The organism is Micromonospora sp. WMMC273 (assembly GCF_027460285.1).
Taxonomy (GTDB): domain Bacteria; phylum Actinomycetota; class Actinomycetes; order Mycobacteriales; family Micromonosporaceae; genus Micromonospora; species Micromonospora aurantiaca.
The window spans coordinates 4,090,298-4,117,268 of sequence record NZ_JAPZBE010000001.1 but is presented as its reverse complement, the minus strand read 5'-3'; the positions used below and the strand labels follow the sequence as shown (position 1 = coordinate 4,117,268).

The 26,971-nt window shown below is 72.5% G+C and carries 24 protein-coding genes; 14 read left to right on the top strand and 10 right to left on the bottom strand.

Annotation, left to right across the window (positions count from 1 at the left end; genetic code table 11):
- Nucleotides 1–83: 83 nt before the first annotated feature.
- Complete coding sequence (gene recQ / locus O7611_RS18905) at nucleotides 84–1,955, bottom strand: DNA helicase RecQ (RefSeq protein WP_194803180.1); 1,872 nt, start codon at nucleotides 1,953–1,955, stop codon at nucleotides 84–86.
- A 198-nt stretch (nucleotides 1,956–2,153) separates the two neighbouring features.
- Here recQ and rapZ point away from each other — a divergent pair, with 198 nt between their 5' ends.
- The 8 genes from rapZ to O7611_RS18865 all read left to right on the top strand — a co-directional run bounded on the left by rapZ (nucleotide 2,154) and on the right by O7611_RS18865 (nucleotide 9,230).
- Nucleotides 2,154–3,050 carry an RNase adapter RapZ gene (rapZ, locus tag O7611_RS18900; RefSeq protein ID WP_135244018.1) on the top strand — a complete coding sequence of 299 codons (897 nt, stop codon included), beginning with the start codon at nucleotides 2,154–2,156 and terminating at the stop codon, nucleotides 3,048–3,050.
- Nucleotides 3,047–4,051 carry a gluconeogenesis factor YvcK family protein gene (locus tag O7611_RS18895; RefSeq protein ID WP_135241181.1) on the top strand — a complete coding sequence of 335 codons (1,005 nt, stop codon included), beginning with the start codon at nucleotides 3,047–3,049 and terminating at the stop codon, nucleotides 4,049–4,051. Before rapZ ends, O7611_RS18895 begins: the two co-directional genes overlap by 4 nt.
- Nucleotides 4,052–4,105: 54 nt before the next feature.
- Nucleotides 4,106–5,086, top strand: coding sequence for a DNA-binding protein WhiA (gene whiA / locus O7611_RS18890; RefSeq protein WP_018788213.1), 981 nt, complete (start codon nucleotides 4,106–4,108; stop codon nucleotides 5,084–5,086).
- A gap of 264 nt (nucleotides 5,087–5,350) precedes the next feature.
- Entirely contained in the window at nucleotides 5,351–6,355 is a 1,005-nt protein-coding gene (gap, locus tag O7611_RS18885; RefSeq protein ID WP_013287466.1) for a type I glyceraldehyde-3-phosphate dehydrogenase, read from the top strand.
- A gap of 52 nt (nucleotides 6,356–6,407) precedes the next feature.
- Complete coding sequence (locus O7611_RS18880) at nucleotides 6,408–7,607, top strand: phosphoglycerate kinase (RefSeq protein ID WP_194803178.1); 1,200 nt, start codon at nucleotides 6,408–6,410, stop codon at nucleotides 7,605–7,607.
- Nucleotides 7,608–8,399, top strand: coding sequence for a triose-phosphate isomerase (gene tpiA / locus O7611_RS18875; RefSeq protein WP_135241179.1), 792 nt, complete (start codon nucleotides 7,608–7,610; stop codon nucleotides 8,397–8,399). It abuts the gene before it with no gap.
- Between the two features lie 95 nt (nucleotides 8,400–8,494).
- Nucleotides 8,495–8,755, top strand: a complete 261-nt coding sequence (secG, locus tag O7611_RS18870; RefSeq protein WP_091420428.1) for a preprotein translocase subunit SecG — start codon at nucleotides 8,495–8,497, stop codon at nucleotides 8,753–8,755.
- A 130-nt stretch (nucleotides 8,756–8,885) separates the two neighbouring features.
- Entirely contained in the window at nucleotides 8,886–9,230 is a 345-nt protein-coding gene (locus tag O7611_RS18865; RefSeq protein WP_018788218.1) for an RNA polymerase-binding protein RbpA, read from the top strand.
- A 133-nt stretch (nucleotides 9,231–9,363) separates the two neighbouring features.
- Here O7611_RS18865 and pgl read toward each other — a convergent pair whose 3' ends face one another.
- The 6 genes from pgl to tkt all read right to left on the bottom strand — a co-directional run bounded on the left by pgl (nucleotide 9,364) and on the right by tkt (nucleotide 17,821).
- Complete coding sequence (gene pgl, locus O7611_RS18860; protein ID WP_269697323.1) at nucleotides 9,364–10,134, bottom strand: 6-phosphogluconolactonase; 771 nt, start codon at nucleotides 10,132–10,134, stop codon at nucleotides 9,364–9,366.
- Between the two features lie 69 nt (nucleotides 10,135–10,203).
- The gene (locus tag O7611_RS18855; RefSeq protein WP_194803176.1) at nucleotides 10,204–11,220 is read right to left on the bottom strand and encodes a glucose-6-phosphate dehydrogenase assembly protein OpcA; all 1,017 of its coding nucleotides are present in this window, start codon (nucleotides 11,218–11,220) and stop codon (nucleotides 10,204–10,206) included.
- Nucleotides 11,221–11,251: 31 nt separating this feature from the next.
- Complete coding sequence (gene zwf, locus O7611_RS18850; protein ID WP_194803175.1) at nucleotides 11,252–12,766, bottom strand: glucose-6-phosphate dehydrogenase; 1,515 nt, start codon at nucleotides 12,764–12,766, stop codon at nucleotides 11,252–11,254.
- Between the two features lie 50 nt (nucleotides 12,767–12,816).
- Nucleotides 12,817–14,388 (bottom strand): glucose-6-phosphate isomerase, encoded by a 1,572-nt coding sequence (locus tag O7611_RS18845; RefSeq protein ID WP_194803174.1) that lies wholly within the window; start codon nucleotides 14,386–14,388, stop codon nucleotides 12,817–12,819.
- A 99-nt stretch (nucleotides 14,389–14,487) separates the two neighbouring features.
- A complete protein-coding gene (gene tal, locus O7611_RS18840; RefSeq protein WP_194803173.1) occupies nucleotides 14,488–15,666 on the bottom strand; it encodes a transaldolase in 1,179 nt (392 codons plus the stop codon).
- Between the two features lie 16 nt (nucleotides 15,667–15,682).
- On the bottom strand, nucleotides 15,683–17,821 hold the full coding sequence (tkt, locus tag O7611_RS18835; protein ID WP_194803172.1) for a transketolase: 2,139 nt from the start codon (nucleotides 17,819–17,821) through the stop codon (nucleotides 15,683–15,685).
- Nucleotides 17,822–18,084: 263 nt separating this feature from the next.
- Here tkt and O7611_RS18830 point away from each other — a divergent pair, with 263 nt between their 5' ends.
- The 3 genes from O7611_RS18830 to O7611_RS18820 all read left to right on the top strand — a co-directional run bounded on the left by O7611_RS18830 (nucleotide 18,085) and on the right by O7611_RS18820 (nucleotide 20,521).
- Nucleotides 18,085–19,044 carry a heme o synthase gene (locus O7611_RS18830; protein ID WP_194803171.1) on the top strand — a complete coding sequence of 320 codons (960 nt, stop codon included), beginning with the start codon at nucleotides 18,085–18,087 and terminating at the stop codon, nucleotides 19,042–19,044.
- 219 nt (nucleotides 19,045–19,263) lie between these two features.
- Nucleotides 19,264–19,596, top strand: a complete 333-nt coding sequence (locus tag O7611_RS18825; RefSeq protein ID WP_013287454.1) for a hypothetical protein — start codon at nucleotides 19,264–19,266, stop codon at nucleotides 19,594–19,596.
- 10 nt (nucleotides 19,597–19,606) lie between these two features.
- A complete protein-coding gene (locus tag O7611_RS18820) occupies nucleotides 19,607–20,521 on the top strand; it encodes an ATP-grasp domain-containing protein (protein WP_269697322.1) in 915 nt (304 codons plus the stop codon).
- A 28-nt stretch (nucleotides 20,522–20,549) separates the two neighbouring features.
- Here the strand turns inward: O7611_RS18820 and O7611_RS18815 are convergent, their stop codons facing one another.
- Complete coding sequence (locus tag O7611_RS18815) at nucleotides 20,550–21,143, bottom strand: TetR/AcrR family transcriptional regulator (protein WP_194803169.1); 594 nt, start codon at nucleotides 21,141–21,143, stop codon at nucleotides 20,550–20,552.
- Nucleotides 21,144–21,205: 62 nt separating this feature from the next.
- Here O7611_RS18815 and O7611_RS18810 point away from each other — a divergent pair, with 62 nt between their 5' ends.
- Nucleotides 21,206–21,922, top strand: a complete 717-nt coding sequence (locus O7611_RS18810) for a CPBP family intramembrane glutamic endopeptidase (RefSeq protein ID WP_194803168.1) — start codon at nucleotides 21,206–21,208, stop codon at nucleotides 21,920–21,922.
- 24 nt (nucleotides 21,923–21,946) lie between these two features.
- Here O7611_RS18810 and O7611_RS18805 read toward each other — a convergent pair whose 3' ends face one another.
- Both O7611_RS18805 and O7611_RS18800 read right to left on the bottom strand, forming a co-directional pair.
- On the bottom strand, nucleotides 21,947–23,614 hold the full coding sequence (locus O7611_RS18805) for a right-handed parallel beta-helix repeat-containing protein (RefSeq protein WP_194803167.1): 1,668 nt from the start codon (nucleotides 23,612–23,614) through the stop codon (nucleotides 21,947–21,949).
- Between the two features lie 73 nt (nucleotides 23,615–23,687).
- Nucleotides 23,688–24,650, bottom strand: a complete 963-nt coding sequence (locus O7611_RS18800) for a COX15/CtaA family protein (protein WP_194803166.1) — start codon at nucleotides 24,648–24,650, stop codon at nucleotides 23,688–23,690.
- 98 nt (nucleotides 24,651–24,748) lie between these two features.
- Here O7611_RS18800 and O7611_RS18795 point away from each other — a divergent pair, with 98 nt between their 5' ends.
- A complete protein-coding gene (locus O7611_RS18795; protein WP_194803165.1) occupies nucleotides 24,749–25,525 on the top strand; it encodes a helix-turn-helix transcriptional regulator in 777 nt (258 codons plus the stop codon).
- A complete protein-coding gene (sufB, locus tag O7611_RS18790; protein ID WP_013287447.1) occupies nucleotides 25,522–26,952 on the top strand; it encodes a Fe-S cluster assembly protein SufB in 1,431 nt (476 codons plus the stop codon). The genes O7611_RS18795 and sufB overlap by 4 nt, the downstream gene beginning before the upstream one ends.
- Nucleotides 26,953–26,971: the final 19 nt, after the last annotated feature.

Below are 26,971 nucleotides of genomic sequence, written 5' to 3'. Positions count from 1 at the left end.
ACGGCTGCAGAGCAAGAGCAAGAGCAAGGCGCACGCGAAAGGGCCCGACCCCCACCACGGGGGCCGGGCCCTTTTCGCGTGCGTCAGGACTCGGCGAGCACGGCCAGGATCGCCTCGCCGTACTTGGCGAGCTTGTTCTCGCCGACCCCGTTGACCCGGGACAGCTCGGCCAGCGAGGCGGGCGGCTCGGCGGCGATCTGCCGCAGGGTCGCGTCGTGGAAGATGACGTACGCCGGGACGCCCTGCTCCTTGGCGGTGGCCGCGCGCCACGCGCGGAGCCGCTCGAAGACGGGCGCGGCGGCGGGGGACAGGTCGGCGACCACTGTGGCGGCGCCCCGGGGTTTGGCGGACCGGCCGCCCGCCGGACGTTCCGGCTCCTTGCGCAGGGTGACGGTACGGCGGCGGCCGAGCACGTCCGCGCTCGCGTCGGTCAGTGCCAGCGTGCCGTAGTCGCCCTCGACGGCGAGCAGGCCCTCGGCGAGCAGTTGCCGCACCACGCCACGCCACTCCGCCTCGCGCAGCTCGGTGCCGATGCCGAAGGTGCTGAGCGCGTCGTGGCCGTGCTGATCGATCTTGTCGGTGTGCTTGCCGAGCAGGATGTCGATGCTGTGCCCGGCACCGAACCGCTGGTTGCGTTCGCGGTCGAGCCGGTAGACGGTGGACAGCAGCTTCTGCGCGGCGACGGTACCGTCCCAGGACTCCGGCGGTTCGAGGCAGGTGTCGCAGTTGCCGCAGTCGGCCACCTCGGTCTCGCCGAAGTATTCGAGCAGCTGGGAACGGCGGCAGCGGACCGTCTCACAGAGCGCCAGCATGGCGTCCAGGTGGGCGGCGAGGTTACGCCGGTGCGCCAGGTCGCCCTCGGACGTCTCGATCATCTTGCGTTGCTGCACGACGTCCTGGAGCCCGTACGCCAGCCAGGCCGTGGACGGCAGCCCGTCGCGCCCGGCGCGGCCGGTCTCCTGGTAGTAGCCCTCCACCGACTTCGGCAGGTCCAGGTGGGCGACGAAGCGTACGTCGGGCTTGTCGATGCCCATGCCGAACGCGATGGTGGCGACCATGACCAGGCCGTCCTCGCGCAGGAACCGCTGCTGGTTGGCGGCGCGGGTCGAGGCGTCCAGCCCGGCGTGGTACGGCAGCGCGGGGATGCCGTTGGCGACCAGGAACTCGGCGGTCTTCTCCACCGAGGCGCGGGACAGGCAGTAGACGATGCCGGCGTCGCCGGGGTGCTCGTCACGCAGCAGGCTCAGCAACTGCTTGCGTGGTTCCCGTTTGGGGACGATGCGGTACTGGATGTTGGGCCGGTCGAAGCTGGCCACGAAGTGCCGGGCCTCGGTGAGCCGCAGCCGGGTGGCGATCTCGGTGCGGGTCGCCCGCGTCGCGGTGGCGGTCAGCGCGATTCTCGGTACGTCCGGCCAGCGCTCGTGCAGCATCGACAGGTTGAGGTAGTCGGGGCGGAAGTCGTGCCCCCACTGCGACACGCAGTGCGCCTCGTCGATCGCGAACAGCGCGATCCGGCCGCGTTCCAACAGGCCGAGCGTGGATCGCACGGCCAGCCCTTCCGGGGCGAGGTAGAGCAGGTCCAGCTCACCGGCGAGGTAGGCCGCCTCGACCCGGCGCCGCTGCGCGGGATCCTGGGTCGAGTTGAGGAACCCGGCCCGGACGCCGACCGCGGTGAGCGTGTCGACCTGGTCCTGCATGAGCGCGATGAGCGGCGAGACGACCACCGCCACGCCGTCGCGGACCAGCGCGGGGATCTGGTAGCACAGCGACTTGCCGCCACCGGTGGGCATCAGCACCAGCGCGTCGCCGCCGGCCACCACGTGTTCGACGACCTCCTGCTGGAAGCCGCGGAAGGCGTCGTACCCGAAGACCCGCCGCAACACGTCGAGCGCGTCGCCGGTCGGTGGGGAGCCGGCCGGTGCGGAGGTGGTCCGCTCATCGGTGGGGGAGACCATCCGCGCAGTCTACGAGCGTCCCCCGACAGCGCCCGTCCGGCGAGCCGTTCCGGGGGCGGCGACATGTTCCGGTGGTCACCCCGTGGAATCCCGGGCCGGGTCGCAGCCGTTAGAGTCGCTGATTGACCATGCGCGGCCGACCGGCCGCGGCGCCACGGCTGGGGGTAGCGGGTGAGCGAGGCGCGTACAGCGGGTGACCTGGGGCGGACCGAGGGGGAGACGGCGCCGGCCGAGTCGGACACCTCCCTGGTGGTGGTGACCGGCCTGTCCGGCGGCGGGCGCAGCACTGTGGCGCGGGCGCTGGAGAACGTCGGCTACTACGTGGTCGACAACCTGCCGCAGGCGCTGCTGCTGGACATGGCCGAGCTGGCGTTCAAGGCCGGCGGCGCGGCCCGGCGTACGGCGATGGTGCTGGACGTGCGCTCGCGCGCGTTCTCCACCGACCTGGCCGGGGCGATCCGCGAGCTGCGCGAGCGCGGTTTCCAGCCCCGGGTGGTATTCGTCGACGCCGACGACGAGGTGCTGATCCGCCGGTTCGAGAGCGTGCGCCGCTCGCACCCGTTGCAGGGCGACGGGCGGCTGGCCGACGGCATCGCGGTCGAGCGGACGCTGCTGGAGGAGGCCCGCGAGCAGGCCGACGTGATCATCGACACCAGCCACCTGAACGTGAACCAGCTGCGTCGCCGGGTCGAGGAGCTGTTCGGCGGTGAGGACGCCCGCCGGCTGCGGATCACCGTGATCTCGTTCGGCTTCAAGTACGGCCTGCCGCCGGACGCCGACTTCGTGATGGACGCCCGGTTCCTGCCGAACCCGTACTGGGTGCCGGAGCTGCGTGAGCACACCGGCCGGGAGGAGGCGGTGAGCGCGTACGTGCTGGGCCAGGAGGGCGCCGACGCGTTCGTGGCCGGCTACGCCGACCTGGTCAACGCCACCACCGCAGGGTTCGAGCGGGAGGGCAAGCGCTACCTGACCGTGGCGGTCGGCTGCACCGGCGGCAAGCACCGCAGCGTGGCCATCGCCGAGGAGCTGGCCTCCCGGCTGCGTCATTCCGGCATCGCCGCCAACGCCCAGCACCGGGACCTGGGGCGGGAGTGACCCCGACCAGGGTGGTCGCCTTCGGCGGCGGGCACGGGCTCTCGGCGTCGCTGCGGGCGCTGCGTCACTGCGTACCCGAACTGGACCTGGACATCACCGCGGTGGTCACCGTCGGTGACGACGGCGGCTCCAGCGGCCGCCTGCGCGCCGAGCGCGGCGGCCTGCCACCGGGTGACCTGCGGCAGGCGCTCGTCGCGTTGGCCGGTGACCATCCGGCCACCCGGCGCAGCGCGGCGCTGTTCCAGCACCGCTTCGCCGCCGCCGTGCCGCCGGCGCCGACGATCGCCGCGCCGGTACCTGTCGCGGTGGGCGACTCGCTCGCCGGCCACGCGGTCGGCAACCTGCTCCTGCACGGGCTCACCGAACTGCTCGGCGACCCGGTGGCGGCGCTCGACCACGCCGGGGCGATGCTCGGCGCGGTGGGGCGGGTGCTGCCGATGTCCCGCCAGCCGGTGGGGATCGAGGCCCGGGTCCGCGGCGCCGACCCGGAGCACCCGGACGAGGTGTCCACGGTGCGCGGCCAGCACCAGGTCGCGGTCACCCCGGGCACCGTCGAGTCGCTGCGGCTCAGCCCGTCCGCGCCGGCCGCGTGCGCCGAGGCAGTGACAGCGGTACGCGCGGCGGACTGGCTGATCTTCGGACCTGGTAGCTGGTACACGAGCGTGCTGCCGCACCTGCTGGTGCCGGGGCTTGCGGACGCGATCGTGTCCAGCCCGGCGCGGCGGCTGGTGACGCTCAACCTGGTGGCCGAGAAGGAGACCTCGGGGCTCTCCCTGCCCGACCATCTGGACACCCTGCGGCGCTATCTGCCCGAGCTGAAGGTGGACCGGGTGCTCGCCGACTCCACGGCGGTGGGTGATCCCGCGGCGGTCGAACGTGCGGCAGAATCGCTTGGTGCCCGGCTGGTCCTCGCTCCCGTCGCCGTCCTCGACGGCACGCCCCGTCATGATCCAGCCGCACTGGGCGCCGCGCTGGTGCCTGTCCTGCGCGCCGATCGTTAGACACGTACGTAATCACCGGCGACACGCCGGAACCGGTCCGTGAGGGGGCGCACTATGGCGATGACGGCTGCGGTCAAGGACGAGCTGAGTCGGGTCGACGTGCCCAAGCCCTGCTGTCGGCGGGCGGAGATGGCCGCCCTGCTGCGTTTCGCCGGCGGCCTGCACATCGTGTCGGGCCGCGTCGTGGTCGAGGCGGAGCTGGACACCGGCGCGGTCGCGCGCCGGCTGCGGCGGGAGATCGCCGAGGTGTACGGCTACCCGAGCGAGATCCACGTGCTCGCCTCCGGCGGGCTGCGCAAGGGCAGCCACTTCATCGTGCGGGTGGTCAAGGACGGCGAGGCGCTCGCCCGGCAGACCGGCCTGCTCGACGTGCGGGGCCGCCCGGTGCGCGGCCTGCCGCCGCATGTGGTGGCCGCGAACGTCTGCTGTGCCGTGTCGGCGTGGCGGGGCGCGTTCATGGCGCACGGCTCGCTCACCGAGCCGGGCCGTTCCAGCGCGCTGGAGATCACCTGCCCCGGCCCGGAGTCGGCGCTGGCGCTCGTCGGCGCCGCCCGCCGGATCGGTATCACCGCCAAGAACCGCGAGGTGCGCGGCGTGGACCGGGTGGTGGTCAAGGACGGTGACGCGATCGCCGCGCTGCTCACCCGCATAGGCGCGCACTCCAGCGTGCTGGCCTGGGAGGAGCGGAGGGTACGCCGGGAGGTGCGCGCCACCGCGAACCGGCTGGCCAACTTCGACGACGCCAACCTGCGCCGTTCCGCCCGTGCCGCGGTGGCCGCCGCCGCCCGGGTGACCCGCGCGCTGGAGATCCTCGCCGACGACGCGCCGAACCATCTGACCTCGGCCGGGCGGCTGCGCCTGGAGCACCGTCAGGCCTCGCTGGAGGAACTGGGCGCGCTCGCCGAGCCGCCGCTGACCAAGGACGCCATCGCCGGCCGGATCCGCCGGCTGCTCGCGCTGGCCGACAAGCGTGCCCGTGACCTGGGCATCCCGGATACGGAAGCGGCAGTCACGCCGGACATGCTCGTGGTCTGATAGGACTCGGGCGGCAGCGCACCGCGTGCGGGATCACCACCCGCCGCAGCGCGACGCCGCGCGCTCGGATATGGTCGCTGCGTACGGCAAGGGGGCCGGAACAGGCGCTCCTCGCCGTGCTCACCGCCTCGGGCGGTCAGGTCTCCGTGACCGCGGCGGGGTGGCCGAGATGACATGTCGACGGCCGGCTCCAACGGTCGGCGCACACACCTCCGCCGGCCCCGGTCTGGCGCCGGCGGACCAGAACGCGAGGAGATGGGACCTGTGACCATCCGGGTTGGCATCAACGGCTTCGGCCGGATCGGCCGCAACTTCTTCCGGGCAGTGCTGGCGTCCGGCGCTGACATCGAGGTCGTGGCGGTCAACGACCTGACCGACAACGCGACGCTCGCCCACCTTGTCAAGTACGACAGCATCCTGGGCCGCCTCCCGCACGAGGTGAAGGCCACCGCCGACGAGATCACCGTGGGCGGCAAGACCATCAAGGCGTACGCCGAGAAGGACCCGGCGAAGCTGCCGTGGGGCGAGGTCGGCGCCGACGTGGTCATCGAGTCCACCGGCTTCTTCACCGACGGCACCAAGGCGAAGGCGCACCTCGACGGCGGGGCCAAGAAGGTCATCATCTCCGCGCCGGCGAAGAACGAGGACGTCACCGTGGTCATGGGCGTCAACCAGGACCAGTACGACCCGGCCAAGCACAACATCATCTCGAACGCCTCCTGCACCACCAACTGCCTCGCGCCGATGGCGAAGGTCCTGCAGGACACGTTCGGCATCAAGCAGGGTCTGATGACCACCATCCACGCGTACACGCAGGACCAGAACCTGCAGGACGCGCCGCACAAGGACCTGCGCCGGGCCCGGGCCGCCGCGCTCAACATCGTGCCGACCTCGACCGGTGCCGCGAAGGCGATCGGCCTGGTGCTGCCGGAGCTCAAGGGCAAGCTGGACGGCTACGCGCTGCGTGTGCCGATCCCGACCGGCTCGGCCACCGACCTGACCGTGGAGGTCGGCCGGGAGACCACTGTGGACGAGGTCAACGCCGCGCTCAAGGCCGCCGCCGAGGGCCCGCTGCGGGGCATCCTCACCTACAACGAGGACCCGATCGTCTCCGCCGACATCGTGACCGACCCGGCGTCGTGCATCTTCGACGCGCCGCTGACCAAGGTGATCGGCAACCAGGTCAAGGTCGTCGGCTGGTACGACAACGAGTGGGGCTACTCGAACCGCCTCGTCGACCTGGTCAAGCTGGTGGGTCAGTCCCTGTGAGTGCGAGGAGCGAGCTTGCGAGCCCCGCAGTCACGAACGGAGGGCTAGCTCTGTGAGCATCCGCAACCTCGACGACCTGCTCGCCGAGGGGGTGTCGGGTCGGCGCGTGCTGGTGCGCGCCGACCTGAACGTCCCGCTCGACAAGCAGACCGGGGACATCACGGACGACGGCCGGATCCGGGCCGTCCTGCCGACGCTGAGCGCGCTGGTGCAGGCCGGCGCGAAGGTGGTCGTCTGCTCGCACCTGGGCCGCCCGAAGGGCGCGCCGGACCCGCAGTTCAGCCTCCGCCCGGTCGCCGGGCGGCTCGGTGAGCTGCTCGGCGCCCCGGTGCACTTCGCCGAGGACACCGTCGGCGACTCGGCGCGGTCCACCGTGGCCGACCTCGCCGACGGTCAGGTCGCGCTGCTGGAGAACCTGCGGTTCAACAAGGGCGAGACCAGCAAGGACGACGCGGAGCGGGGCGCGTTCGCCGACCAGCTCGCCGCGCTCGGTGACGCCTACGTGGACGACGCGTTCGGCGCGGTGCACCGCAAGCACGCCAGCGTGCACGACGTACCGGCCCGGCTGCCGCACTTCGCGGGCCGGCTGGTGCTGCGCGAGGTCGAGGTGCTCAGCCGCCTCACCGGCGAGCCGGAGCGGCCGTACGTGGTGGTGCTGGGCGGCTCGAAGGTCTCCGACAAGCTCGCAGTGATCGAGGCGCTGCTGCCGACCGTGGACCGGCTGCTCATCGGCGGCGGGATGTGCTTCACCTTCCTCAAGGCCCAGGGCCACGAGGTGGGCACGTCGCTGCTGGAGAAGGACATGGTCGAGACCTGCCGCAACCTGATGGAGCGCGCGCCGGGCAAGATCCTGCTCCCGGTCGACGTGGTGGTGGCCGACGCGTTCGCGCCTGATGCCGCGCACGACACCGTGCCCGCCGACGGCATCCCCAGCCACCGGCTGGGCCTGGACATCGGCCCGGAGACGGTGGCCGGCTTCGCCGCCGCGCTGTCGCAGGCGAAGACCGTCTTCTGGAACGGCCCGATGGGCGTGTTCGAGATGGCGGCGTTCGCCAACGGCACCCGGGGAGTGGCCGAGGCGATCACCAAGGCCGACGCGTTCAGCGTGGTCGGCGGCGGCGACTCGGCCGCGGCGGTGCGCGCGCTGGGCCTGGACGAGTCCTCCTTCGGGCACATCTCCACCGGTGGTGGCGCCTCCCTGGAATACCTGGAGGGCAAGACCCTCCCCGGCATCGCGGCCCTGGAGAACTGAATGGCGAGCACGACCCGCCGGCCGCTGATGGCCGGCAACTGGAAGATGAACCTGAACCACCTCGAGGCCAACCTGCTGGTGCAGAAGCTGGCCGCGAGCCTGAACGAGAAGCAGCTCACCGACGTCGAGTGCGTGGTACTGCCGCCCTTCACCGATCTGCGTACCGTGCAGACCGCGGTGGACGGCGACAAGCTGCTGATCGGCTACGGCGCGCAGGACCTGTCGCCGCACCCGTCCGGCGCGTACACCGGTGACATCGCCGGTCCGATGCTCGCCAAGCTGGGCTGCGGTTACGTGGTGGTCGGGCACTCCGAGCGGCGGCAGTACCACCACGAGGACGACGCGCTCGTCAACGCGAAGGTGTCGGCGGCGCTGGCGAACGGGCTCACCCCGATCCTCTGCATCGGTGAGGGCCTGGAGGTCCGGGAGCAGTCGGGTCAGGTGCGGCACTGCTGCGACCAGCTCGACGGCGCGCTGAAGGGGCTCACCGCCGAGCAGGTCACCAAGGTCGTCGTCGCGTACGAGCCGGTCTGGGCGATCGGCACCGGCAAGACGGCGACCCCGGACGACGCCCAGGAGGTCTGCGGCGCGGTGCGTAAGCGCATCGCCGAGACCTACGACGAGGGCACCGCCGAGCAGGTCCGGATCCTGTACGGCGGGTCGGTCAAGGCGTCGAACGTCGCCGCGATCATGGCGCAGCCGGACGTGGACGGGGCTCTGGTCGGGGGCGCCAGCCTGGACGCGGAGGAGTTCGCGCAGATCTGCCGGTTCCCGGAGCACATCACCCGCTGATCGCTCGCTATCCTTGACGCTGCCCGTCCACCGGTCGGTGCCGCAGTGCCCGACAGGTCCGGGCAGTGATCGCAACGAGAGGACTGACCCCCGCCATGCCGATCTGGTTCGCCTACACGATGATCACGTTGCTGGTCATCACGAGCGTCCTGCTCACCCTGCTGATCCTCCTGCACCGCGGTAAGGGCGGCGGGTTGTCGAGCATGTTCGGCGGCGGCGTCAGCTCCAGCCTGGCCGGTTCGTCGGTGGCCGAGAAGAACCTCGACCGCTACACCGTTCTGGTGGGAATCGTCTGGTTCGCGTGCATCGTCGGGCTCGGACTCTGGCTGCGGCTGCAGATGGCCAGCGGCACCTGAGTCGGCGCTGAGAAGCGTACAATCTGCGCGCGGTCCGTCACGGACCGCGCGCAGTTTTGTTTCTCCGCACGTCGTCCGTCGCCCACCCCCTCCGGCGGCGGTCCCCTCCGACGACAGGGAGCGAGCAACCGTGCCCAGCAACAACGTCATCCGCGGCACCCGGATCGGGTCCGCCCCCGAGCGGTTCGACCAGCGGGTGGAGCCCGCGCCGCGCCGCCCGGTCGTCTACTGGTGCCGCCACGGGCACCGGGTCGAGTTCCTGATCGCCGCCGAGGCGGAGACGCCCGCGACCTGGGAGTGCCCGCGCTGCGGCGAGCCGGCCGGCCCCGACCCGGGCGACCCGCCGGGCCGCCAGCGCGCCGAGCCCTACAAGACCCACCTGGCGTACGTGCAGGAGCGGCGCACGCCGGAGGAGGGGGAGGCGTTGCTCGCCGAGGCCCTCGACGCGCTGCGGCGGCGCCGCGGCCGCGCCTGAGCCGGCGAGTTGGCGTCGCCGATCGCCAGATCGGGGTGGTGGTCGTGTCGGGGTGCCCCGGATGCCGGCGAGCTGGTGTCGTCGATCGCCAGATCGTGGACGGGCCCCGGCAGGGGCCCGACCACGACCGGGATCAGCGGAGGCTGCGCAGCCGCGGCGGCACGTTCGCCGCGGCGGCCCGGTCGAGCAGCCAAAGGGTACGCGAGACGCCCCGCACCCCGGCGGCAGGAAGCTGCACCGGCCCGGCCCCGGCCAGCGCCATGCCCACCGCCCCGGCCTTGTCCGCCCCGGCGGCGATCAGCCACACCTCCTCGGCCGTGTTGATCGTCGGCAGCGTCAGCGTGGTCCGCACCGGCGGCGGCTTCGGGCTGCCCCGTACCGCGCTGACCGGCCGCTTGTCGTGGTGCACCGGGTGCTCCGGGAACACCGAGGCCACGTGCCCGTCCTCGCCGACGCCGAGCATCAGCACGTCGAAGTGCGGCACGATCGCGTTCCCGGGCCGGGCGGCGGCGGCCAGCTCCCGCGCGTACCCGGCGGCAGCCGCCTCCGGGTCGTCACCCGCGGGGCCGTCCGACGCCGGCATCGGGTGCACCCGGGCCGGGTCCAGCGGCACCGTGTCCAGCAGCGCCGCCCGGGCCTGCGTCTCGTTGCGCTCCGGGTCACCGGCGGGCAGGAACCGCTCGTCGCCCCACCACACGTCGACCCGGGACCAGTCGACGGCGTCCCGGGCGGGCAGCTGCCCGACCGCCCGGTGCACCGCCGCGGCGATCCGCCCTCCGGTCAGCACCACCGACGCCTGGCCGCGCTCGGCCTGCGCGTCGAGCAGCTTCACCACCAACCGGGCCGCCACCGCCTGCGCCAGCAGGTCGGGGTCGGCGTGTACGGCGACACTCGCCTCAGTCATCCGTCGAGCCCTCGTGTTCCGACCGCCCACCGGCGGTCAACTGTGCCTCCGACCACCCGGTCCGGGTGGTCACTCGTTCGCGGTCGCGCCCGCGTGCGCGGTCACGCCGGCCTCGGCCCGCTGGGCGGTCGCCGGATCCTTCCACACGTGCACCCGCTGGGCGGGGCGCTGGTCGAGCCCGGTGATCCCGGCCGCAGCGCCGAGCGCCTCCGCGTACACCTGGTCGGCGTCGAGGCGGCGCAGCTCCTCGGCCAGCTCGTCACCGAGCGGCCGGCGCACCAGCGGCAGCGTGCGGTCCTCCTGCCCGGTACGCCGGAACACCGCGATGCTGTCGTCCCGGGTGAGCGTCAGCTCGTCGCCGTTGGCGCAGCGCAGCTGCACCTGACGCATCCGCGGGAACTCCTCGGTGGCGGTCAGGATCGGGTCGATGCCGAGCCGGGCGTTGAGCCAGCCGCGCATCAGTGCCGCCGTCGGATCCGACGGGGGCGCCACCACGCTCGCCTCGGTGACCCGGGCCTGGGTGGTGTCGAACGCGCCCGCCACGAGCGTGCGCCACGGGGTGATCCGGGTCCACGCCAGGTCGGTGTCGCCCGGGGCGTAGTCGTGCGCCCGCTGCCGCAGCGCGGCGATCGGGTCGGCGGCCTGCGCCGAGTCGGTGATCCGCCGGTCCGCGACCACACCGAGGAAGTCGGTGGCGATCTCCTCCGGCGGCTCGCCGTGCCACCACGTCACCACCGGTACGTCCGGCACCAGCAGCGGCATCACCACGGATTCGGCGTGCAGCGCGAGCCGCCCGTACATCCGGGTCACCACCGCCTCGCACGGCCCGAGCCGGCCACCCACGACGATCTCCGCGTCCAGCCGGTTGCGGTCCCGCTCGACGTCGGAGCGGACCACCACGAGCAGCCGGCACGGGTGCGCCGCGGCGGCGATGGTGGCCGCCGCCTCGGCCTCGCGTACCCGCTTCTCGTCCACCACCACGATCAGCGTGAGCGCCATGCCACTGGCGACCCCGCCCGCGCTGCGCCGTTCCGCGGCCAGCGCCTTGACCACCTCGTTGCCGGTGGTGTCCCACAGCCCGATCAATGGAGCCTCCTGGTTCGCTCGCAGTGCTCGCTCACGCTCTCCGCCAAGCCCGGCCCTCGCGGGCCAGCATCTCGTCGGCGGCCCGGGGCCCCCACTCACCGGCCCGGTACGGCTCCGGGGTCGTGCCCTCCCAGGCGTGCTCCAGCGGGTCGACGACCTGCCAGCTCTGCTCCACCTCGGCGGCGTCCGGGAACAGCGTCCGGTCGCCGATCAGCACGTCCAGCACCAGCCGCTCGTACGCCTCGGGGCTGGACTCGGTGAACGCCTCGCCGTACTGGAAGTCCATCGCGATGTCGCGGACCTCCATCGTGGTGCCCGGCACCTTGGAGCCGAACTTGAGCACCACGCCCTCGTCCGGCTGCACCCGGATGACGAGCTGGTTGGGGCCGAGCGACTCCATGTCGGCGGCGTTGAACGGCAGGTGCGGCGCCTTCTTGAACATGATGGCCACCTCGGTGACCCGCCGGGGCAGCCGCTTGCCGGCCCGGATGTAGAACGGCACCCCGGCCCAGCGGCGGTTCTGGATGCCCAGCTTCACCGCCACGTACGTCTCGGTGGTGGAGCCCTCCGGGACGCCCTCCTCCTCCAGGTAGCCCTTGGCGCGCTCGCCGCCCACCCAGCCGGGCAGGTACTGGCCGCGCACGGTGTCCTCGGTGACGTCCCGCGGCACGGTGATCGCCTTGAGCACCTTGAGCTTCTCGGCCCGGATCTCGTCGGCGTCGAAGCTCGTCGGCTCCTCCATCGCGACCAGGGCGAGCAGCTGGAGCAGGTGGTTCTGGAGCACGTCGCGGGCGGTGCCCACGGAGTCGTAGAAGGCCGCGCGGGTGCCGATGCCGACGTCCTCGGCCATGGTGATCTGCACCGAGTCGACGTACTTGGAGTTCCACAGCGGCTCGAACAGGTTGTTCGCGAAGCGCAGCGCCAGGATGTTCTGGACCGTCTCCTTGCCCAGGTAGTGGTCGATCCGGAACACGTCCTTGCTGGTGAAGACGTCGTCGACCAGGTCGTTGAGCGCCTTCGCCGACGGCAGGTCGTTGCCGAACGGCTTCTCCACCACCACGCGCCGCCAGCCGCCGGACTTGGCGTTGTCGGCCATGCCGGTGCGGGCGAGCTGCTTGAGCACCACCGGGAAGGCCGCCGGGGGGATGGAGAAGTAGAAGGCCGCGTTGCCGGCGATGCCGTGCGAGTCGCGCAGCTCGTCGAGTGTGGCGGCGAGGTGGTCGAACGCCGCGTCGTCGTCGAACGAGCCGCCGACGAACTTGATGTTGCCGGCGAGGCGGGCCCACACCTCCTCCCGCCACGGGGTGCGGGCGTGCTTCTTGGCCGCGTCGTGCGCCACCGACTCGAAGTCGCCGTCGCCCCAGTCCCGGCGGGCGAAGCCCAGGACCACGAAGCCGGGCGGCAGGAGCCCTCGGTTGGCCAGGTCGTAGACCGCCGGCAGCAGCTTCTTGCGGGCCAGGTCGCCGGTCACCCCGAAGATCACCAGGGCACACGGCTCGGGGATCCGGGGTAGTCGCCGGTCCTGCGGATCGCGCAGCGGGTTCACCGGGCCACCTCCTCCTGCGTCTCGGTCCGCTGATTCCAGGTCGTTGATCGTCACGTGCGTGTCCGTCCGGCCGTTTCCAGGAGCTGGGCGGCACCCGCCGCCCGCTCGGTCAGGTGCAGGCGCAGCACCGGTCGCTCCCGGCCGGCCAGGGCCCGCCGGTCGCCGGCGGCCTGGGCCGCCTGGAGCTGCGCGAAGGTGTACGGACGACCGGGCACGTCCAGATCATCGGTGACCGCACCGGTGATCTGGAGGTACCGGCCGTGCGGGTCGGTGTGTTCGGCCCGGCGCGGTCCCCAGCCGAAGGTGACCGGACGGCCGGCGGCCCGCGCCAGCAGCGGGCGCAGCCCGGCGACCGACGCGTCGGCGTGCCGGTCGAGGTACGCGGTCACCACGAGGTGCTCCCGTTCGCCCAGCCCGTCGAGCAGCCAGCGCAGCGCGCCGGTCAGGTCGGCGGGCGCGCCGCTCGGGGCGTACACCTCGATCGCGCCCTCGACCGACGACGGCGGCCCGCTCTCCGGCGCCGCGTCGTCGCCCACCGGGTCCGGCGGCGCGGCGAACGGGTCGGCCCGCAGCGTCACCGCGGCGGTGGCGGCCGCGTAGGCCCAGGTGAGCAGGTGCGCGCCGAGCGGGCCGTTGACGGCCACGTCGGCCGCCACGCCCGGCCCGACGCCGGCGCCGAGGGCGCCGCCGAGACCGACTGTGAGCACGCCCGGCCCGGTGGCGCCGGGGGAGTCGGGGGACTCCGCGACCACCGGCAGCAGCCGTCCACCGGTGGCCCGGGCGAGCAGCGCGCCGGCCCAGCGGCCCAGGCCGTCGAGGCCGGTGCCGTCCGGGACCAGCGCGATCGTGTCCCGTCCGGCGCCGGGCGCCGCGCCCAGGGCCGCGCCGAGCGCCAGGGCCGGGTTGTCCCGGTCCCGGTCCAGCACGCCGGTGAGCGCCTCCGCCTCGTCCAGCGCCTCGGCCACCGCCGCGCCGGCCAGCGCCGCCGGGACCAGACCGGACGCGGTGAGCGCGGCCCACGGCCCGGCCACGCCGGACTCGGCCGGGATGACCATCGCGCCCAGCTCGTCGGCGCGCGCCGCGAGGTCGGAGCCGGGTTCGGTGACCACCACGACGTGCCGGGCGGCGTCGGGGCCCTCGTCCGCCCACGCCTGCCGGTAGACCCGCAGGTGGGCGTCGGTGGTCCGGTCGAGGCCGCGCCGGGCGGCGAGCACCAGGAGGGTCCGCGCCGGGCGGTCGGCGAGCGCGGCCCGGACCGGTCCCGGGTCGGCGGTGTCGAGCACCGTCAGCGGCCGGCCCAGGCACTCGGCCAGCACCTCCGCGGCGAGCGTGTCGTCGCGGGCGCCGGCCAGCACCACGTGGTCCAGGTCGCCCAGCTCGGCGGCCAGTTCGGCGAGCTGGGGGAGCAGGTCCCGGCTGCGCCGGTGGGCGTGCAGCCAGCCCAGCCCGTCGAGGGCCGCCGGCTCGGCGGCGGGTCCCCAGAGGGCCGGGTCGGCGGCGGCGAGCCGGGCCGGGACGTCATGGGAGACGAGCGTGGCGCGGGTGGACGCACCGAGGGCGTCGGCTCCGCGCACGGCCAGGCCGGCGGCCATGTCCGCCCGCCCGGCCAGCAGGTCACTCACGGCGCCACCTCGGCTTCCACACAGCGCCCCCTCACCGCTTCCACGGTACGGCGCGACGCGTCCCGGGGCCGGGCCCCGGGACGCGTCGGACGCCGTCTGTCACGCGTTGCCGCCGGCCTGCTGCGCCGCCTGCGCGTTCTTCCCGGCGGCCCGGTGCGGGCTGCCCGAGCCCTTGGCCGCCTCGGCGAGGGACTTCTTGACCCCCTCCAGCAGCTCCACCCAGCTCGCCTCGAACTTCTCCACGCCCTCGCGCTCCAGCGTGGCGATCACGTCGGACAGGTCCACGCCCACCGCCAGCAGGTCGTCGAAGACCTGGCGGGCGTCGTCGTACGCGACGGTGACGGTGTCCGCCTTCGTCTCGCCGTGCTCGGCGTAGGCGTGGATGACCGGCTCCGGCATGGTGTTGACGGTGCCGGGCGCGATCAGCTCCTCGACGTAGATGACGTCCCGGTAGTCCGGGTTCTTCGTCGAGGTGGAGGCCCACAGCGGGCGCTGCGGGTGGGCGCCCGCGTCGGCCAGCTTCTGCCAGCGCGCCGAGGAGAACACCTCGCCGTAGCGCTCGTACGCCAGCCGGGCGTTGGCGACAGCGGCCTTGCCGCGCAGCGCCTTGGCCTGGTCCGACCCGATCTTCTCCAGCCGCTTGTCCACCTCGGTGTCGACCCGGGAGACGAAGAACGAGGCGACCGAGCCGATCTTCGACAGGTCGTGCCCGTTGGCCTTCGCCTGTTCCAGGCCGGCCAGGAAGGCGTCCATCACCTGCGAGTACCGGTCCAGGCCGAAGATCAGCGTGACGTTGACGCTGATCCCCTCGGCCAGGGTCGCGGTGATCGCGGGCAGGCCCTCCTCGGTGGCCGGGATCTTGATGAACAGGTTCGGCCGGTCGACCAGCCACCACAGCGCCTTGGCCTCGGCGACGGTCTTCGCCGCGTCGTGCGCCGAGCGCGGGTCCACCTCGATCGACACCCGGCCGTCCACGCCGCCGCTGACGTCGTACGACGGGCGCATCACGTCGCAGGCCCACCGCACGTCGTACGTGGTGAGCATGCGGACCGCCTCCTCGACGTCCACGCCGCGTACGGCGAGGTCACGAAGCTGCCAGTCGTACTCGTCGGCGTCGCTCAGCGCCTTGGCGAAGATCGTCGGGTTGGTGGTCACCCCGGCTACGTGGCTCTCCCGGCGCAGCTTGTCCAGCCCGCCGGAGGTCAGCCGTACCCGGGAGAGATCGTCGAGCCAGATCGCCACACCGGCGCCCTGGAGGTCCTTCAGCCTGTCCGTCATGCCGTCCACGCTCCCCTCAGTTGCCGGTCGTGAAACCGGTGATGTCGCCCACCCGGGTCAGCGCCGCGTGCGCGGCGGCCACGATCCGGTCGGGGGTGAAGCCGAACTGCTCGAAGAGCACGGTGTGCGGCGCGCTGGCGCCGTAGTGCTCGATGCTCACGCACTCGCCGCTGTCGCCGACGATCGCGCGCCACGACATCGCGATGCCCGCCTCCACGCTCACCCGTGCCTTTACCCCGCGAGGCAGCACCGACTCCCGGTACGCCTCGTCCTGGGCGAAGAACCACTCCTGGCAGGGCATGGAGACGACCCGGGTGGGGGTGCCGTCGGCCTCCAGCCGCTCCCGCGCGGTGAGGCAGAGCTGCACCTCCGACCCGGTGCCGACGAGAATCACCTGCGGCTTGCCGTTCGACGCCTCGGCCAGCACGTAACCGCCCTTGGCGACGCCCTCGGCGCCGGCCAGGTCGGTGCGGTCGAACGTCGGCAGCGCCTGGCGGCTGAGCGCCAGCGCGGTCGGCCGGTCGGTGTGCTCCAGCGCCTGCCGCCAGGCCCAGACCGTCTCGTTGGCGTCGGCCGGGCGGACCACGTCCAGGCCGGGGATGGCCCGCAGCGCGGTCAGGTGCTCGATCGGCTGGTGCGTCGGGCCGTCCTCGCCGAGGCCGATCGAGTCGTGCGTCCAGACGTACGTCACCGGCAGCTTCATCAGCGCGGCCAGCCGTACCGCCGGGCGCATGTAGTCGCTGAACACCAGGAACGTGCCGCCGTACGGGCGGGTGCCGCCGTGCAGGGCGATGCCGTTGAGGATCGAGCCCATGGCGTGCTCGCGGATGCCGAAGTGCAGCGTGCGGCCGTACTCGTCGCCCGGGAAGTCCTTGGTGGCGTGCGCAGCCGGGACGAACGACGGCTCGCCCTTCATCGTGGTGTTGTTGCTCTCGGCCAGGTCGGCCGAGCCGCCCCACAGCTCCGGCAGCACCGGCGCCAGGGCCTCCAGGATCTTGCCGGATGCGGCCCGGGTGGCGACGCCCTTGGCGTCCGCCGGGAAGGTCGGCAGCGCGTCGGTCCAGCCGGTCGGCAGCGTACGGGTGGCCATCCGGTCCCACAGCGCCTTGCGCTCCGGGTTGGCCTGCGCCCACGCGTCGAATCCGGTGGTCCACTCGGCCTGCTCCTGCGCGCCGCGCTCCAGCACCTGACGGGCGTGCTTGAGCACCTCCTCGTCGACCTCGAAGGTGCGCTGCGGGTCGAAGCCGAGGATCTCCTTGGTGGCCTTGACCTCGTCCGCGCCGAGCGCCGAGCCGTGGATCTTGCCGGTGTTCTTCTTGTTCGGCGCGGGCCAGCCGATGATCGTGCGCAGCGCGATGAACGACGGCCGGCCGGTCTCCGCCTTGGCGGCCAGCAGCGCCTGGTACAGCGCCTCCACGTCCTCGTGGTAGTCGCCCTGGTCGGCGTCGCCGCGGCGCCAGTCGACGGTCTGCACGTGCCAGCCGTACGCCTCGTAGCGGGCCGCGACGTCCTCGCTCTTGGCGATGCGGGTGTCGTCCTCGATCGAGATCTCGTTGTCGTCGTAGATCACGCAGAGGTTGCCGAGCTGCTGGTGACCGGCGAGCGCGCTGGCCTCGTGGGTGATGCCCTCCTCGATGTCACCGTCGGAGGCGATGCACCAGATGTCGTGCCGGAACGGCGAGTCGGCGCGGTCCGGCTCGCTGTCGAACAGGCCGCGCTCGCGGCGGGCCGCCATCGCCATGCCGACCGCGTTGCCGAGGCCCTGGCCGAGCGGACCGGTGGTGGTCTCCACGCCCGGGGTGTGGCCGTGCTCCGGGTGGCCCGGGGTGAGCGAGCCCCACTGGCGCAGCGCCTTGAGGTCGTCCAGCGCCAGCGGGTAGCCGGAGAGGAAGAGCTGGATGTAGAGCGTCAGGCTGGAGTGCCCGGCCGACAGCACGAACCGGTCGCGTCCGGCCCAGTTCGGGTCGGCGGGGTTGTGCCGCATGACCCGGTTGAAGAGCAGGTACGCCACCGGGGCGAGGCTCATCGCCGTCCCCGGGTGGCCGTTGCCGGATTTCTCCACGGCGTCCATGGCCAGCACGCGGACCGTGTCGACGGCCCTGCGGTCGAGGTCGGACCAGTTGAGAGCGGGAAGCTCGGGTCGGTTGGCAGCCACGATGGTTGTGCTCCTCGGCAGATGGGCGGAACCCTCACTGATGACCCTATCGAGCGGCGCTAAACGTCCGCCCGGGGATCTCAGCATGCTGTTCTGTACGGATCGCGGACGTCCGGTCGTTCAACCGCAGGTGTGACGGCTCGCACCGTTGCCGGGTCCACGGGGCAGCGAAAACGACGCCGCGTAGTGTGTGGGGCGGTGTGTGGACCCGCAGCGGTCCGGGCCGAACGACCTCCCCCGCCGATGCCGGAAGGTGGCAATCCGTGAGCATGATCACCGAGCGCCCCGTCAGCAACCCTGCCGGGCAGTCGCCGGTGGGCGCGGTGGCGGAGGCGCCGGCGAGCGGCCGGCGGGACGTACGCGCCGTGGTGGCGGCGTACGTGACGCTGACCAAGCCGCGGATCGTCGAGCTGCTGCTGGTCACCACCGTGCCGGCGATGATGCTCGCCCACGGCGGGATGCCGTCGCTGTGGCTGGTCGCCGTGGTGCTGGTCGGCGGGTCGCTCGCGGCCGGCGCGGCGAGCGTCATCAACTGCTACATCGACCGCGACATCGACCAGCTCATGCGGCGTACCAAGCGCCGCCCGCTGCCCGCGCACACCGTGTCGCCGCGCAGCGCGCTGGTCTTCGGCCTGGTGCTGGCGGTCGTGTCGGTGGCGCTGATGGCGGTGGCGACGAACTGGCTGGCGACGGTGCTGACGCTGGCCGCGATCGCCTACTACGACCTGGTCTACACGCTGTGGCTGAAGCGGACCACGGCCGCGAACACGTTCTGGGGCGGCATCTGCGGCGCCGCGCCGGTGCTGATCGGCTGGGCCGCTGTCACCGGCACGCTGGCGCCGGCCGCGTGGGGCCTGTTCGCTGTGGTCTTCTTCTGGCAGATGCCGCACTTCTACGCGCTGGCCATCAAGTACAAGGCCGACTACGCCCGCGCCGGGGTGCCGATGCTGCCGGTGGTGGCCTCGGTCCGGCGGGTGAACGCGGAGATCATCGGCTTCTCCTGGCTGACGGTGCTCTCCTCGCTGGCGGTGTGGCCGCTCGGGATGAGCCCGATCTACGGCGTCACCGCGCTCGTGGTCGGCGGGATCTTCCTCGTCGAGGCGCACAAGCTGTGCCGGCGCGCGACGCGTGGCGAGGCGGTCAAGCCGATGCGGCTGTTCCACTGGTCCACCACGTACCTCACGATTCTCTTCGCGGCCGTCGCGCTCGACGCGCTGCTCTGACCCGCCCGTCCGGCGGTTCATCAGAAATTTTTTTCGGGCTTCCCCGGACGTGTTCAACCCGGACAGATTGTGACGATCCAGCCCGCCCGCTTCGCCCAGATATAAGCGACATGTACGGGCGAATTACCTGTGGTTCTTCTTAAACCGATGGGTAATTGGCATCACATTCAGTTCATGGTTCTCGCACATCCGGGTGGAACTCTGCTTAGGCTTCGCGTCATGGCAGATGGTTCCGATACGACGCTGACGGCTGACAAGACCGCCGAGCAGGCCCCCAACGGCCTGGTCGCGGGCATCAAGTCGTTCGCCGCCGGACACGGCGGCGCGAAGGCGGTCATCGAGTACGTCGGCAAGCGCGGCGCACGGATCGTCCTCGTGGGTTCCGACGGGGTATGGGCGGACCAGTTCGCCGACGGCACGGACGTCGCGCGGCAGGCCTGCGCCAAGGCCGGGGTCGACGTCGAGAACGCCTGGGAGCGTGAACTGATGGACCAGATGCGTCCGAGCAACGACCTGTGGCGGTCGATGGCCCGGCGCACGATGGCCCGTTGACATATACCGAATGACCGACCACCACCAGTCGACCCGGGGGAGACCCCGGGTCGCTTTCGTCACCTGCGCCGAACTGCCCGACCTCGACCCGGACGACCGGCTCGCGCTCGGCCCGCTCGCCGCCCGCGGCGTCACCGCCGAGATCGCCGTCTGGGACGACCCGGCAGTCGACTGGTCCGGGTACGACCTGGTCGTGCTCCGCTCCCCGTGGGACTACGTGCTGCGGCGGGACGAGTTCGTGGCCTGGGCGCGTACCGTGCCGGCCCTGGTCAACCCGGCCGACGTGGTCGCCTGGAACACCGACAAGCGCTACCTGTCCGAGCTGTCCGCAGCCGGAGTGCCCACCGTCCCGACCGAGTGGGTCGAGCCCGGGCGGGAGTGGACCCCACCGGCCGGCGGCGAGTACGTGATCAAGCCGGCGGTCAGCGCCGGCAGCCAGGACACCGGCCGCTACGACCTGACCGACCCGGAGCACCGCGAGCTGGCGCCGGCCCACGTGCGGCGGCTCTCCGACGCCGGGCGGGTCACGATGGTGCAGCCGTACCTCGACGCGGTGGACACCGCCGGGGAGACCGCGCTGCTGTTCCTGGCCGGTCCCGGCGGCCTGGCGTTCAGCCACGCGATCCGCAAGGGTCCGATGCTGACCGGGCCGGACCTGGGCGAGGCCGCGCTCTACAAGGAGGAGCGGATCGACGCCCGCGTCGCCACGGCGGAGCAGCGCGCGGTGGCCGAGAAGGTGCTCGCGGTGGTGCCCGGCGGCCCGGACCGCCTGCTCTACGCCCGCGTCGACCTGATCCCCGGCCCGGACGGCGAGCCCGTGCTGGTCGAGCTGGAGCTGACCGAGCCGAGTCTGTTCGTCGGGTACGCCGACGGCGCCCCGGACCGGCTCGCCGACGCGGTGCTCACCCACCTGGCCCGCCACTGACCTGGATCGGCCGGGGGAGCCCGGCTGGCTAAGCGCCGGCCGGTGCGAGCCGGGCCAGGTGGGCGTCGATCTCCGTGCGGGCGTCCGCCGGGTCCAGTCCGGTGGTCAGGATCCGTACCGTGACGCCGTCCAGCAGCGTCGCCAGCGCGGCGGCCTCGGCCCGCGCGTCCACGTGCCCGGCGATGCCGCCGGTGGCCCGGCCGAGCGTGAGCAGCCGCTCGACGTTGGCCCGCATCTGCGCCTCGCTCTCCGCCAGGATCGCCGCGACCTGCTCGTCGACGAGCGCCTCGGCGGTGAGGACCAGCCAGACGCGGGCCTCGAAGGCGCGTTCGGCGTCCAGCGGGACGAGTTGCCGTACCGCCTGCCGGATGACCTCCGGAGTGACCGGGTCGGCGGGGATCGTCCGGGCCCGCGCCACCACGCGCCCGGCCAGGTGGTCCATGGCCGCCCGGACCATCAGTTCCCGGGTCGGCAGGTAGTGCTGCGCGGTCGCCAGCGGCATGCCGGCCTCGGCGGCGACGGCGCGCACCGTCATCCCGGCCGACCCCGCGCGCGCCAGTACGACGCACGCCGCCGCGCCGAGATGACGCCGCCGCTCCTCGTGGTCCACAACCTTGGGCACGACGTGATCATAGATGGTCGGTCATTTGACCGATATAGGTCGGCCGCCTAACGTTGCCCGGCATGACCGCACCCCTCACCGACCCCGCACGCGACACCCGCCGGTTCAGCTACCTCGACATGGCGCTCGTGCTCGCCGTCGGTGTCGGCCTGGCCAACTCGGCGGTCGCGGACTTCCTGGCCCGGGGACCGGAGCGGCTGGGCATGCCGGAGACGGCGGCGTCCACCATCGCCTGGGCCCTGATCAACGGCGCCCAGCTCGCGGTCGGCCTCGCGGTGGTGCGCCACCGCTTCGGCGAGATCGCCAGGCCGCTGCGACTCGTCCGCCCGGCGGGCCGCCAGGTGGGTGCCGCGGTGGGCTGGGGCCTGGCCAAGGCCGCGCTCACCCTCGTGCTCGTGGTGGCGCTGCCCGCGGCGCTCGTCGAGGGTGGCGGCGGTGAGGGCGGCTACCCCGCCGGAAGCCTGCTCGTGCAGTTCGCCTTCGCGTTCGCCTTCGGCGCCGTCGTCTCCCCGCTCTACGAGGAGATCCTCTACCGGGGTGTCTTCTACCAGGGGCTGGCCGCGCGGCTGCCCGCGGTGGCCGCCGTGGTGCTGTCGGCGGCCTTCTTCGCCGTCGTGCACCTGCCCCGGGTGTTCAACACCGTCAGCGCCCTCTTCGCCGGGCTGCTGTTCGCCTGGCTGCTGCACCGGCACCGCAACCTCTGGGTGCCGATCCTCGCCCACGCCGTCAGCAACGGGACGCTCGTCGCGCTGGCGTTCGCCGCCGAGGCGTCCGCCTGACCGCCGGCGGCGGCGACGGCGCGCTCAGTCGCGGTCGCTGTGGTTACGTGCCCAGCGGCCGCCGATCGGCGGCGTGTCCAGCCGCAGCGCGGCCTCGGCGCCGGTCAGGTCGTTGTCCTCGAACGCGCACGAGACACAGCTGCCCGCCTCGGTGACCCAGATGCCGTACGCCTGGGTGTCGGCGTCCCGGTGCCAGATCCGGTTGCCGCGCACGGTGGCCGAGTCGAACGGCGCGGCGATCGTGATGCCGCCGCACGCCGGTGGCGAGTCGGGCAGCTCGTACGCCGTGCCGGGCTCCGGTGTGTCCGCGCTCCAGCCGGTGGAGCCGTCCGGGCGTACCTCGGCCAGGGAGAGCCCGGTGGCGCTGTTGTCGGACACCACCGCGTCCCGCGAGCCGACCCGCACCACCTTGCCCCGGTGCCCGCCGGCCGGCCAGTCGGCGTTGCCGTCGGTGACCTCGCGCGGGCCGTATCGCACCGCCTCGCCGGAGCCGGAGCAGGCCGGGGCGGAGCGGCGGCCGTTGTCCCGGATCCGGTTCCCGACGATCGACGTGTCCAGCATCGGCCGGTCGATCCGGATGCCGTCCAGCGCGTTCTCCCGGATGTCGTTGTCCTGGATCACCACGTCGGCCGCCGCACCCCGGTAGCCGTGGCCCAGGTCGTGCTCGTGGTAGCCGAAACCGCCGTTGCGGCTGATCCGGTTGGCCTGGACCGCGTACGGGCCGGGGGTGTTGCCCATGCTGATGCCGTCGCCGACGTTGTAGTCGATCACGCAGCCGGTGACCAGGCCGCCGCGCCCGGCGACCCCGGCGGTGCCGTTGCCCGACACGTCGAAGCCGGCCTCCAGGTTGTTGGTCATGGTGCAGGCGGAGACGATCAGCCCGTCCGCGCCCCAGTCGGAGATGCCGAACCGGTTGGCCTGGCTGTGGCAGCCGACGATCCGGATGCCGCGCGGCGGGGTCCAGTAGTCCTTCTGCAGCTCCAGGAAGATGCCGTTGGTGCCGTTGCCGATGGTGGTGCAGTTGGCGATGGTGAGGCGCTCCACGTCGCCCCAGCCGCCGATGCCGACGCCGATCCCCGCGCCGCCCATCTGGTCGCCGTTGTCCAGCCGGCCGCATCCCACCACGACCACGCCGTCGATCAGGCTGTCCTGGAGGAAGTCACAGCCCAGGCCGGTCGCCCCGGTGTGGTGGATGTAGAGGTTGCGGAACACGCCGCGCACCACGTACTGCAGGCCCAGCCCCTTGGCCAGGTAGTCGTAGGACGTCTGGGCCACGCCGGAGCCGTCGATCTCGAAGTCGGCGAACGAGCAGTCGGCGATGTGCCGGTCCCGGTCCGCGCCGTGCTGCACCGTGGTCCAGAAGGCGAGCGGGACCGGCGCGCTGCGGTTGCCCTCGTTGCTGAGCAGGAAGCGGGTCGCCGCCGGTCCGGCGCCGATCAGCGAGACGCCGCTGCGCCAGACGGTGCCGGCGTCACGGATCGAGTACAGGCCGGGCGGGCAGTAGATCACCCGCGCCCGGCCGTCGGCGTCGTACCCGGCGCCGAGGCGGTCCACCAGCGCCGCCAGGGCGGGCTGGTCGTTTGTGACCCCGTCGCCGGTGAGGCCGTACTCGCGGGCGTCGCACCACAGCGGCGCGCCGGCGACCGGGGTCAGCCGTTGCGGTGTGGTGGTGGAGAGGCTCTTGCGCGACACGGGGAGCTCCCCTCGGGCGACGGTCGGTGGCCCGGACCGCTTTCCCGCTCCCGCCGCGCGGTAACGCCCGCGCTCAGGCGGCGGCGCCCACCCGTCGCTCGGCGGGCGCGGCCGGCACCTCCGGGGTGGCCGGCAGTCGCTCCCGGGTCGCCCAGAGCACGCCCAGCGTGGCCAGCAGCACCAGGCAGGAGCCGAGCATGTGCGCGCCGACCAGCACGGCGGGCAGGTGGGTGAAGTACTGGACGAAGCCGATCACGCCCTGGCCCAGCTCGACCGCGATCAGCACCGCGGCGGCCCGCGCCGCCCGAGCCGCGCCGACCGCCCGGAACGCGAAGTACAGCGCCACCGACAGACCGATCAGCAGGAAGACGCCGTCGGCGTGCACCTGGGAGATCGCCGCCGGGTCCAGGCCGTTGCGGGCCGCGCCGTGGTCGCCGGCGTGCGGTCCGCTGCCGGTCACCCACGTGCCGACGACCAGCACCGACGCGCTCACCGCCGTGGTGATCCAGGCGAGGGTACGCAGCGGCGCCGGTACGGTCGGGGACACCGGCCCGTCCGGGTCCTTGATGCGCCGCCAGAGCGCGTACGCGACCGCGATCACCGCCATCGAGGCGAGGAAGTGCAGCCCGACCACCCACGGGTTGAGGTTGGTGAGCACGGTGATGCCACCGATGACCGCCTGGGCCGGAATGCCGAACAGCACGCCCACCGCCAGCGGCAGCGTCCCGCGGCGGCGGGGGCGGTGCGCCAGCACGGCCAGCACCACGGCGAGCGCGATGATTCCGACCGCGAAGGTGAGCAGCCGGTTGCCGAACTCGATCACCCCGTACACGCCCATCTCGGGCGTGGTGGTGTAGGAGTCCTCGGTGCACCGGGGCCAGGTGGGGCAGCCGAGGCCGGAGGCGGTGAGCCGGACGGCCCCGCCGGTGACCACGATCGCGACGTTCGCGATGATCGAGGCGAGCGCGAGGCGGCGCAGCAGCGTGGCGGAGACCGGAAACCGGACGGATCGCTTCACGGAGCGAATCCTACGCACCGTAGTTGATCCCGATCGGGTGACTCCGGCACCCCGGTGGTCGGAATCACCGGACCCCGGGTTTGCGGGCCCTCCGCGAATTACGTAACGTTGCCGTTGTGAAAAACGCGGCGGCGCTCTCCCGAACGCCGGTGACCGGTCCGGTCGCCGGTGGTTCGCGCGCACGTCGCGGCGTACGGCCCGGCGAGCGGGAGACCGCTCCGGCCGACCTGTCGACCCGCGACCGGGTCACCCAGCTGCTGCTGGAGCGTGGTCCCACCACCGCCGCGCAGCTCGGCTCGGCGCTCGGCCTGAGCCCGGCGGCGATCCGCCGCCACCTCGACGCGATGCTCGCCGACGGTGACGTGGTCGCCCGCGAGCAGGCCGTGCGCGGCAGCCGCGGGCGCGGCCGGCCGGCCAAGGTCTTCGCGCTCACCGAGGCGGGCCGCGGCCGCTGTGGCACCCACCACTACGACAACATGGCCACCGCCGCGCTGCGGTGGATCGCCCGCACCGGCGGCACCGAGGCGGTCGCGGCGTTCGCGGCCGAGCAGGTCTCCGCGCTGGAGACCCGCTGCCGGGCAGCAATGGAGGACGCCGGTGACGCCCCGCTCGCGCGGGCGGAGGCGCTCGCCGGCGCGCTGACCGCCGAGGGCTACGCTGCCAACGCGTCCACGATCGCCTCCGGCGGCCAGCTCTGCCAGCACCACTGCCCGGTGGCGCACGTGGCCGCCGAGTTCCCTCAGCTGTGCGAGGCCGAGACCGAAGTGATCTCCCGTCTGGTCGGCACTCACGTACAGCGCCTGGCCACCATCGCGCACGGCGACGGCGTGTGCACCACGCACATTCCCGCCCAGTCCGGTTCCACCGTCACCACTGTGAGGACAGATAGATGACCGAGCAGATCGTCCAGCCCCTGACCCAGGAGGAGCAGCTCGCGGCCCTCGGCCGTTACGAGTACGGCTGGGCCGACCCCGACGTCGCCGGGGCGTCCGCCCAGCGCGGCCTCAGCGAGGCGGTGGTGCGGGACATCTCGGCCAAGAAGAACGAGCCGGCCTGGATGCTCGACCTGCGGCTCAAGGGCCTGCGGCTGTTCGGCCGCAAGCCGATGCCGAACTGGGGCGCCGACCTCACCGGGATCGACTTCGACAACATCAAGTACTTCGTGCGGTCCACCGAGAAGCAGGCCACCTCCTGGGAGGACCTGCCCGAGGACATCAAGAACACCTACGACAAGCTCGGCATCCCGGAGGCGGAGAAGCAGCGCCTGGTCGCCGGTGTCGCGGCGCAGTACGAGTCCGAGGTCGTCTACCACCAGATCCGTGAGGACCTGGAGGAGCAGGGCGTCGTCTTCCTGGACACCGACACCGCGCTCAAGGAGCACGAGGACCTGTTCAAGGAGTACTTCGGCACGGTCATCCCGGTCGGCGACAACAAGTTCGCCGCGCTGAACACCTCCGTCTGGTCCGGTGGCTCGTTCATCTACGTGCCGAAGGGCGTGCACGTGGACATCCCGCTGCAGGCCTACTTCCGGATCAACACGGAGAACATGGGCCAGTTCGAGCGGACGCTGATCATCGTCGACGAGGGCGCGTACGTGCACTACGTCGAGGGCTGCACCGCGCCCATCTACTCCTCCGACTCGCTGCACAGCGCCGTCGTGGAGATCATCGTCAAGAAGAACGCCCGGTGCCGGTACACGACCATCCAGAACTGGTCGAACAACGTCTACAACCTGGTCACCAAGCGCGCCGTGTGCCACGAGGGCGCGACCATGGAGTGGGTCGACGGCAACATCGGCTCCAAGGTCACCATGAAGTACCCGGCGGTCTACATGACCGGCGAGCACGCCAAGGGCGAGGTGCTGTCGGTGGCGATGGCCGGCGAGGGCCAGCACCAGGACGCCGGCGCCAAGATGGTGCACGCCGCGCCGCACACCTCCTCGACCATCGTGTCGAAGTCGATCGCCCGGGGCGGCGGCCGCACCTCGTACCGCGGTCTGGTGCAGGTGCTGGAGGGCTCGACCAGCAGCAAGAGCACGGTCAAGTGCGACGCGCTCCTGGTCGACACGATCTCCCGCTCCGACACCTACCCGTACGTCGACATCCGCGAGGACGACGTGTCGATGGGGCACGAGGCGACCGTCTCCAAGGTCAGCGAGGACCAGCTCTTCTACCTGATGAGCCGGGGCCTGAGCGAGGACGAGGCGATGGCGATGATCGTGCGCGGCTTCATCGAGCCGATCGCCAAGGAGCTCCCGATGGAGTACGCGCTGGAGCTCAACCGCCTGATCGAACTCCAGATGGAGGGCGCGGTCGGCTGACGCCGGCCACCCTCGCCTC

Excerpts from the sequence above, each read along its gene's own strand:
- recQ (WP_194803180.1), bottom strand. The coding sequence starts at position 1,955 with ATGGTCTCCCCCACCGATGAGCGGACCACCTCCGCACCGGCCGGCTCC.
- secG (WP_091420428.1), top strand. The coding sequence starts at position 8,495 with ATGCCGATCTGGTTCGCCTACACGATGATCACGTTGCTGGTCATCACG.
- tal (WP_194803173.1), bottom strand. The coding sequence starts at position 15,666 with ATGACGGACAGGCTGAAGGACCTCCAGGGCGCCGGTGTGGCGATCTGG.
- tpiA (WP_135241179.1), top strand. The coding sequence starts at position 7,608 with ATGGCGAGCACGACCCGCCGGCCGCTGATGGCCGGCAACTGGAAGATG.
- pgl (WP_269697323.1), bottom strand. The coding sequence starts at position 10,134 with ATGACTGAGGCGAGTGTCGCCGTACACGCCGACCCCGACCTGCTGGCG.
- O7611_RS18820 (WP_269697322.1), top strand. The coding sequence starts at position 19,607 with ATGACCGACCACCACCAGTCGACCCGGGGGAGACCCCGGGTCGCTTTC.
- whiA (WP_018788213.1), top strand. The coding sequence starts at position 4,106 with ATGGCGATGACGGCTGCGGTCAAGGACGAGCTGAGTCGGGTCGACGTG.
- O7611_RS18825 (WP_013287454.1), top strand. The coding sequence starts at position 19,264 with ATGGCAGATGGTTCCGATACGACGCTGACGGCTGACAAGACCGCCGAG.
- O7611_RS18810 (WP_194803168.1), top strand. The coding sequence starts at position 21,206 with ATGACCGCACCCCTCACCGACCCCGCACGCGACACCCGCCGGTTCAGC.
- sufB (WP_013287447.1), top strand. The coding sequence starts at position 25,522 with ATGACCGAGCAGATCGTCCAGCCCCTGACCCAGGAGGAGCAGCTCGCG.